The following is a 7,418-nucleotide window of genomic DNA, read 5'->3' as shown; positions in this document are numbered from 1 at the left end:
TACCGCCAGGATGGCGGCGTTACGTCAAGCGTGCGTAAATCTTAACAGATGATGGTATTAAAAATATTATAGAGGCAAGATTAATCCCACCTCTACAAATTCCTTGATTCCTTTTTCTATTCTTCTTCCTCTTCTTCATTACTGGGGTAGACAAAGCTATGGGAACGCCCAGTCAAAACAGATTTGCCAAGAGAGAGAGCTTTTTGAGCAGCTACCGTTGCTTTGTGCTTCCAAGTGGCCTTACGCATATTCCGCTTGGATTTCGAGGTTTTCTTCTTAGGAACAGCCATGACAGTAAATAGTTTTTGCTTTTATAGACAAACAACCATCTTATCTTAATTTTGGTAGTTACTCCTAAAGTTCGTGGAAGTCATAAATGACAATGCCTGTGGCTGGGTCATTATCGACGCTGACGTAACCAGTTTTGAGTAATTCTGTGAGTGTAGCTTCTACTTCGGCAAAGCTAGCGCCAGTTGCCATCACACCTTGGGTGACAGATAACTTTCCTCCTTTGGCATAAGCAGCTTTAAGGAGTTTGACCATTAACTGCTCAGGAGTTTGCTTGACAAGTACCTGCGCGATCGCAGCGTTTGGTTGATGATATATGGGTACGCCTGTGGCAGATACGCCCAGTTTTGCTCTGATATTGGCGTTTTGTTCATCTACCATACTGGGAATCAGTAGCAAATCAAGTATTTGACCGATACCTAGTAGTCCTCCCGTGAATAGCCACAGCAGACCTGTACCAATTTTGCCATTATATAGGCGGTGGAGTCCGCTCAGACCGATTAACCAGCCGGCCCAGAAAAGGTAACTTACGCCTAAATTTTTCATAATGCCCCGTAATCTTTAAGTTTTTGACACTCCCACCCCTAAATACCTTACCCACCCCTAAATATATTCTGTACTTTCCGTACCCTGTTTGCACAGCTACCGATTTGCATAACTTCAGCAGGGATTGACTGAAGATTTTGAAATTATTTGGATTTACGATCTATTATGTTTGAAACCTCAATCTCCTCTACGCCCCTGAAATCGGCAGGAACTTTCAGAGCCTCCTTTTCAGGGGGTTGCCCTATCTCGGCCTCCTCAGTTGAGACTTTTTAGCAATTCTTAACGCAAGCTGACGTTTTTACTCGCTGAGACGTTGGTAGACTGGAGGACGTGGAAAAAACAGCAGTTTTGAGTTTGCATTCCATGCACTTTCCTTGCATCGCTGCTGCCCCTAAAGGTAAGCTTGCCTTTGCGCTACAAGTGCCTCTACACATTTGGCACCTTCGCCTAGAGTTTGCTCCTGCGTAACAACCCAGTCGGTTAGTGTCAAAATAACAGATACAAAAAACCTATGGTAGATTCCCTCAAGAAACCAACTTTTGAAGAACTGCGGCCGGGGATTAAAGTTCCAGCTAAGGAAACTATCCTCACGCCTCGATTTTATACAACTGACTTTGACGAGATGACCACGATGGACATCTCACCTAATGAAGATGAGCTTAGAGCGATTCTTGAAGAGTTCCGCGCTGACTACAACCGACACCATTTTGTGCGGGATACTGAGTTCGAGCAGTCTTGGGATCACATTGATGGTGACAAGCGCCGAGTGTTTGTGGAGTTTCTAGAGCGCTCTTGCACGGCCGAGTTTTCTGGCTTCTTGCTCTACAAGGAATTGGCACGCAAGCTGAAGGATAAAAGTCCGCTGCTGGCTGAGTGCTTTTTGTTGATGTCGCGGGATGAGGCTCGGCACGCGGGATTTCTGAATAAGGCGCTGTCAGATTTTAATTTGTCGCTGGATTTGGGTTTTCTAACTAAGAGCCGGAAATATACTTTCTTTAAACCGAAGTTTATTTTCTACGCTACTTATCTTTCGGAAAAGATTGGTTACTGGCGCTACATTACTATTTACCGCCATTTGGAAGCGCACCCCGAAGATCGGATTTATCCAATTTTCCGCTTCTTTGAAAATTGGTGTCAGGATGAAAATCGGCACGGAGATTTCTTTGATGCGATTATGAAGGCTCAGCCGCAGTTTTTGAATGATTGGAAGGCAAAACTGTGGTGTCGCTTCTTCTTACTTTCAGTGTTTGCGACGATGTATTTGAATGATATCCAGCGCGGTGAGTTCTATGCTGCGATTGGTTTGAATGCTCGCGATTATGACATTGAGGTGATTGAGAAGACGAATGATACGGCGGGACGGGTGTTCCCCGTGATTCTGGATGTGAATAATCCTGAATTTTATCAACGTTTGGATGTTTGCGTGCAGAATAATGAGAAACTGAGTGCGATCGCATCTGCCAATACTCCGAAAGTCTTGCAATTCTTCCAAAAGCTACCAGTCTACGTTTCGACTGGCTGGAATTTGTTAAAGCTATACTTGATGAAGCCGATCGATATGACTTCTGTGCAAGGTCTAGCTCGTTAAGTATTCATTTTTGCTCCTCTGTTGGTTGCGGTTCTGCGAGATGCAGAGCCGCTTTTTTAGTATAATGTTAAGTTAATTTTGAGGCGCGATCGCGCTGAGGATATTATGCAAACACTCACACAAAAACGCTACTACACTCCTGAAGAATATCTGGAACTGGAAGAAGCTGCTGAGTCTAAAAGTGAATACCGAGATGGAGAAATAGTACCCATGACAGGTGGGACTACTAATCATAACAAAATTGCTCTCAATTTTTGTGTCAACTTTAAAGTAGCTTTCAGAGGGCAAAATTATGAGATGTTTATTAATGATGTGCTATTGGGGATACCCCGTTATCGCCTCTACACCTATCCCGATGTTATGGTAATTTAGGGAGAACCCATTTATGAGGCAAGTGGTACGACTACAGTAACTAATCCAATTGAGTGAGATTTATCGCGGTGTTAATTTTAATGTCAGCAGTGAAGGGTAATTAGCAGGTACTTTTTAACAGCTTTGACCGCAGATACACACAAATAATATCAGGATTTTTTATGATTTTAACTAAACAAATATCTAACAAATCAATTCCCTGGTTTAACATCGGAATATTTGGCGTATTTCTCCTGTCAGTTGCATTGAGATTTTGGGGACTTGACCGCTTTAATGCTTTAGTTTTCGATGAGGTTTATTACGCCAAATTTGCAAATGATTATCTAACAAAAACTCCTTTTTTCAATGCTCATCCACCTTTAAGCCAATATATAATTGCCATTGGGATTTGGATAGGTTCTCATCTGCCTTTTGGACAAGATTCGGTCAATAGTTTGACAGGTTCTTTACTTTCGCCTTGGGATTATCGCTGGATAAACGCTTTCACTGGTTCGTTTATTCCGCTAGTTGTAGCCGCTTTAGCTTATCAGTTAACTCGCCGTCGTAGTTATGCGTTGATTGCAGCTTTATTTGCAGCTTGTGACGGTTTATTTCTGGTTGAATCTCGCTATGCACTCAATAACATTTATCTAGTTATTTTGGGTTTGTTGGCGCAGTTATTTTTCTTGAAAGCACTAGATAATCAAGGCAGTAAGCGATGGTTGTGGCTAGTGTTAGCAGGTATCGGCTTTGGTGCATCTGCTTGTATTAAATGGAACGGTTTGTGGTTTCTATTTGGTACTTATTTACTGTTGATATTTGCTTGGGGTATGCGCTTGATTCAGGGGAATAGGGTAGGAGGAGATGAAGGTAATTTTTATCCTACGGAAAGTCCTTTACAAAGTTTGACTAAATTAAATTTTGGGCAGGTAGTATTGAGTCTAGCAATTATTCCAGTTGCAGTTTATAGTCTGCTTTGGATTCCTCACTTGCTACTTAATCCAACTCCCAATTTTTGGGATATGCAAAAGGAAATTTTGACCTATCATGAAAGCATTAAAAGTGGCCGTGATGTTCATCCTTATTGTTCTTGGTGGTACAGTTGGATTTTGATGATTCGACCTGTGGTTTACTTTTATAAAGTCGCTGAGAAGAAGGGAGAAATCGATCCTGTTTTGCCCTCTTTACCTGAAGATTTTACTAAGACTATTTTTGATGTTCATGCGATGGGAAATCCCGCCCTTTGGTGGCTGTCAACTGTCGCTATTTTTTTGTTATTATGGATGTTAGCTAATCGAGTTTGGGTTTGGGTGGAAACGCGGAATGTGTCCTCAATGGAAGTGATGGAACATTTACCAGTGCAATTTCCGCCGACTGCACAATTGTGGTTAGGTTTCTATCTAGTCGTTAATTGGTCTGCTAATTTATTGCCTTGGATAAAGGTGACTCGCTGCACGTTTTTATATCATTATATGGGTAGTTCTGTGTTTGCCGCCTTAGCACTTGCTTGGTGGGTTGATAGGTGGATTTTTAGTCCCCAACGCCATCTCCGGGGAATGGGAGTTACTGTAATTTTTCTAATTTTACTGGCTTTTGTTTTCTGGATGCCTGTTTATTTAGGACTGCCTTTATCGCCTGATGGTTGGCCTAATGGTTGGAGAATTCGGATGTGGTTTCCTTCTTGGATTTAATACCGTAACGCCGCCATCTTGCGGTGACTTTATCGCAGGATGGCGACGTTACCTAAAGCATGGGTAAGTCCTGGATTTTAAACAATGCCCGATATACGGGTTCTCCGCGTTTTAAGGTAGCAAGTTCTCGTTCCGTAGGAATTGGTAAGGGGTTTTCTGCTAGCCAATTATCGTCACCTTGGCGGTGGAAAGCCGGGTGAGATGAGAATCTATCGCGCATTTCTGCGGCTACTTCTTTAACGTCTGATTGGATAAAAACTTCGCCGTTAACAGATAAATAAGTTGCTAATTCTGCCACTAATTCTGGTTGTACCATCCGCCTTTTTAGATGCTTTTGTTTGAACCAGGGATCGGGAAATTGAATTGTTACTCGCTGTAACGCACCTGTCGGTAAAGATGCTAAAATTGGCTTGATGGAATTGTTGGCATTGCAAAATAAATAGTGAAGATTTTGCAAGCCTTTTTCATCCCGCCAAGCATTAGCTTCTTCTACTAAGGGTTCGCGAATTTCTAACCCTAGAAAGTTCCAATCATTTTGTATTTGTGCCATTTGCCATAAAAAGCGCCCTCTGCCGCAACCGATATCTAAATGTAGGGGCAAATTTAAGTTAGGATAAATTTGAGTCCAATCTGGAGGACTTGCGGATACTTGATATTTAATGCAGAGTGGATTGACGTGCTGACGGACTCGAACTCTTGCCAATTTTGATAACTCCCGATCGTTATAAAATTTATAAATCACGCTTTGTAACGCCTCCCAGAGGGCGGCGTTACCTGTTCCTAGAATCTAAACTTCGGGTTCAATTCCGGCTGCTCTCAATTGTGCAGCTAATCGTTCCGAACGTTGTCGTTCCTGTTGTACTTGTTGTTGTATACTTTCCTTTTCTTGTCTTTCTTTTTCGATCGTTTCTGCTCCCCACAATAACATCTCTCCGCTTTCATCCCACCAACGTAACCAATATCCTGTTCGATTTGCCTTTGTTCCTTGCCACACTCCCAACAATAATCCTACTCCTTCAATCCAATGACGATTATTGACATCAGGTGGTTGTAGTTCATACCGCCCTGATGAATTTAATTGATATAGTTCTAGCAAACCCTCTCTAGGTTCAAATATAGCATAGAATGGTACGCGCAATATTTGCTCGTAAAAAAACCATTTTCCCGGTGGATAACTTTGTTTACTGGAATATTCATCGCTTTCTGTTGCTGATAAAAATTCCATCACGATTGCCGGAATTTCCCCTTCTAGGTTTGGGGTATAACTGCGACGAACTTCCTGAGTAGGAAATGGCTCGACATTGCGGGCATAAAACCAATCTGGGGCTTTTATGGCTAGTTTGCCGTTTAATGTAGCGCAAACTCCCATATTTGAAGCTACTAATATTCTATCTTCAATTAGTCTCGCGATTTCTAAGCTTTCTCGCAAGGCGGCGGCTAGAATGGGCTGGTCGATGTTTTCCACTGGCTCCTCATCTAAAATGAAATCATCGGGTAATTTTTCCCAGGTAATCTTTAGTTCTGCTGTGTTAACTGGCATGGTGTTTTACCTCTGATTATACTATTTGAGGGCGGACTGCAATACTTCTTGATGGATGAGAGATCTATCTACTAGATATTTTATCTTATTCTGCGAAAGTGGCTCGCCGTTAGCATAGTTTTCGATCCAGGATTTGCCGATCGAGTTAGCGTTATCGGGCAATTCAGATAATAAGTAGCCGGGAATTTCTAAGTCATCTATTAATTGCGTTACTTTTGGGTCGTAACTGAGGGCAAAACAGCGACATTCTTCGGCTAATCCCATAATTAAACTGTGATAGCGCATCCCGATGACCATTTCTACTCCGCGAAATACTCCTTTTAATTCTCTGGGGTTTTCTAAGGTGAGGATTTTGCTATTATTAGGTATAGCTTGGTGCAGAATTTCGGCAAGAGGTAGGTCTTGAGAAGATTGAAAGGGGAGGAGCAAAATAAAGGTTTGCGTAGCTTTTTGAAAGTCGATTAAGGCGCGGGTTAATGTGGCCAAACGACTGGGGGTGAGGGTGGAGTGCGATCGCAAATTGACAGCAACTCTGGGTGCGGGTAAATCCCACAACCCTGCTACTGGTAAAGCATCTAAGGCCCAAACGGGATCGGGTGCTAAGGTAAAGGGAATTTGCCAATCCACGAGTAAGCCTGCGGAGCCTTTATCGCGCACGCTGACAACGTTACAGCCGCCAAACCAGCGTTTAGCAAGATGGCGGGTAATCGGGCGCTTTAAGGGGCCGATACCTTGAGCCCAGGCGATCGTTTTTAAGCCGAGTTGTTGAGCAAGTCCCATCAATCCCCCATAATAAAAAGGGCTGGCTAGGCTAGTAGAGTCTTGGATTAAACTACCGCCGCCCCAAATTAAGGCCTCGGAGGTACGCAAGGTTTGGAGAACTTGAAAGGCATTCATGCGATCGCACGTTTCCACCCCGTAGCGTTGATTTGTCTCAACAGGATTGCCAGAAAGCACAATTGGTGTTACATAATCTGGTAACATTTGCAGCAGCGATGCCAACAGTGCCTCATCGCCGCCATTGCCTTTACCGTAGTAGCCACATAAAACCGCGCGTATCTTTCCCATTTTGGATTTAAGATATTTCAACTAATTAGTTTCTATTCAACCTAAAATTTAAAATCTAAAATCTAAAGTTTTTTTATGCACACACTCTCCATCCCTACCTGGATTATCCACATCTCTAGCGTTATTGAGTGGATAGCTGCCCTCTGGTTCATCTGGATCTACGGTGAAGTCAGTCAAAACCGGGCTTGGTGGGCGTTATCCTTCGGTATGTTACCAGCTCTGGTGAGTGCGATGTGCGCTTGTACGTGGCACTATTTTGACAACTTGCCTTCCCTAGAATGGCTTGTCACTGTCCAAGCTGCGATGACCCTGATTGGTAATTTTACCCTGTGGGCGGCCGCTTGGT

At 43.0% G+C, this 7,418-nt stretch carries 8 protein-coding genes and 1 pseudogene; 4 read left to right on the top strand and 5 right to left on the bottom strand.

The window, feature by feature from the left end; genetic code table 11:
* Positions 1-116: 116 nt before the first annotated feature.
* Together rpmF and PN499_RS24830 are read right to left on the bottom strand one after the other, a co-directional pair.
* Entirely contained in the window at positions 117-290 is a 174-nt protein-coding gene (gene rpmF / locus PN499_RS24835) for a 50S ribosomal protein L32 (RefSeq protein WP_019487419.1), read from the bottom strand.
* Between the two features lie 64 nt (positions 291-354).
* Positions 355-834 (bottom strand): NINE protein, encoded by a 480-nt coding sequence (locus PN499_RS24830; RefSeq protein ID WP_272035569.1) that lies wholly within the window; start codon positions 832-834, stop codon positions 355-357.
* Positions 835-1,345: 511 nt separating this feature from the next.
* Here PN499_RS24830 and acsF point away from each other — a divergent pair.
* The 3 genes and pseudogenes from acsF (at position 1,346) to PN499_RS24815 (ending at position 4,464) form a co-directional block, all read left to right on the top strand.
* Positions 1,346-2,422 (top strand): magnesium-protoporphyrin IX monomethyl ester (oxidative) cyclase, encoded by a 1,077-nt coding sequence (gene acsF, locus PN499_RS24825; RefSeq protein WP_272035567.1) that lies wholly within the window; start codon positions 1,346-1,348, stop codon positions 2,420-2,422.
* A 105-nt stretch (positions 2,423-2,527) separates the two neighbouring features.
* Positions 2,528-2,791 (top strand): annotated as a pseudogene (locus PN499_RS24820) (Uma2 family endonuclease); the annotation flags it as partial.
* A 164-nt stretch (positions 2,792-2,955) separates the two neighbouring features.
* Positions 2,956-4,464: a dolichyl-phosphate-mannose--protein mannosyltransferase gene (locus tag PN499_RS24815; RefSeq protein WP_272035565.1), complete on the top strand. Its 1,509-nt coding sequence runs from the start codon at positions 2,956-2,958 to the stop codon at positions 4,462-4,464.
* A 52-nt stretch (positions 4,465-4,516) separates the two neighbouring features.
* Here PN499_RS24815 and trmB read toward each other — a convergent pair whose 3' ends face one another.
* The 3 genes from trmB to csaB all read right to left on the bottom strand — a co-directional run bounded on the left by trmB (position 4,517) and on the right by csaB (position 7,072).
* The gene (trmB, locus tag PN499_RS24810) at positions 4,517-5,167 is read right to left on the bottom strand and encodes a tRNA (guanosine(46)-N7)-methyltransferase TrmB (RefSeq protein ID WP_272035572.1); all 651 of its coding nucleotides are present in this window, start codon (positions 5,165-5,167) and stop codon (positions 4,517-4,519) included.
* A gap of 84 nt (positions 5,168-5,251) precedes the next feature.
* A complete protein-coding gene (locus PN499_RS24805; RefSeq protein ID WP_272035563.1) occupies positions 5,252-6,004 on the bottom strand; it encodes a Uma2 family endonuclease in 753 nt (250 codons plus the stop codon).
* Between the two features lie 21 nt (positions 6,005-6,025).
* Positions 6,026-7,072, bottom strand: a complete 1,047-nt coding sequence (gene csaB, locus PN499_RS24800) for a polysaccharide pyruvyl transferase CsaB (protein ID WP_272035561.1) — start codon at positions 7,070-7,072, stop codon at positions 6,026-6,028.
* 75 nt (positions 7,073-7,147) lie between these two features.
* Here csaB and PN499_RS24795 point away from each other — a divergent pair.
* On the top strand, positions 7,148-7,418 hold a 271-nt coding region (locus tag PN499_RS24795; protein ID WP_272035559.1), incomplete at its 3' end, for a DUF2499 domain-containing protein.

This window comes from Kamptonema animale CS-326, assembly GCF_028330895.1.
Taxonomy (GTDB): Bacteria; Cyanobacteriota; Cyanobacteriia; order Cyanobacteriales; family Microcoleaceae; genus Kamptonema; species Kamptonema formosum.
Note: the sequence above shows the minus strand (reverse complement) of the source record. Positions and strands in the feature narration are given on the sequence as shown.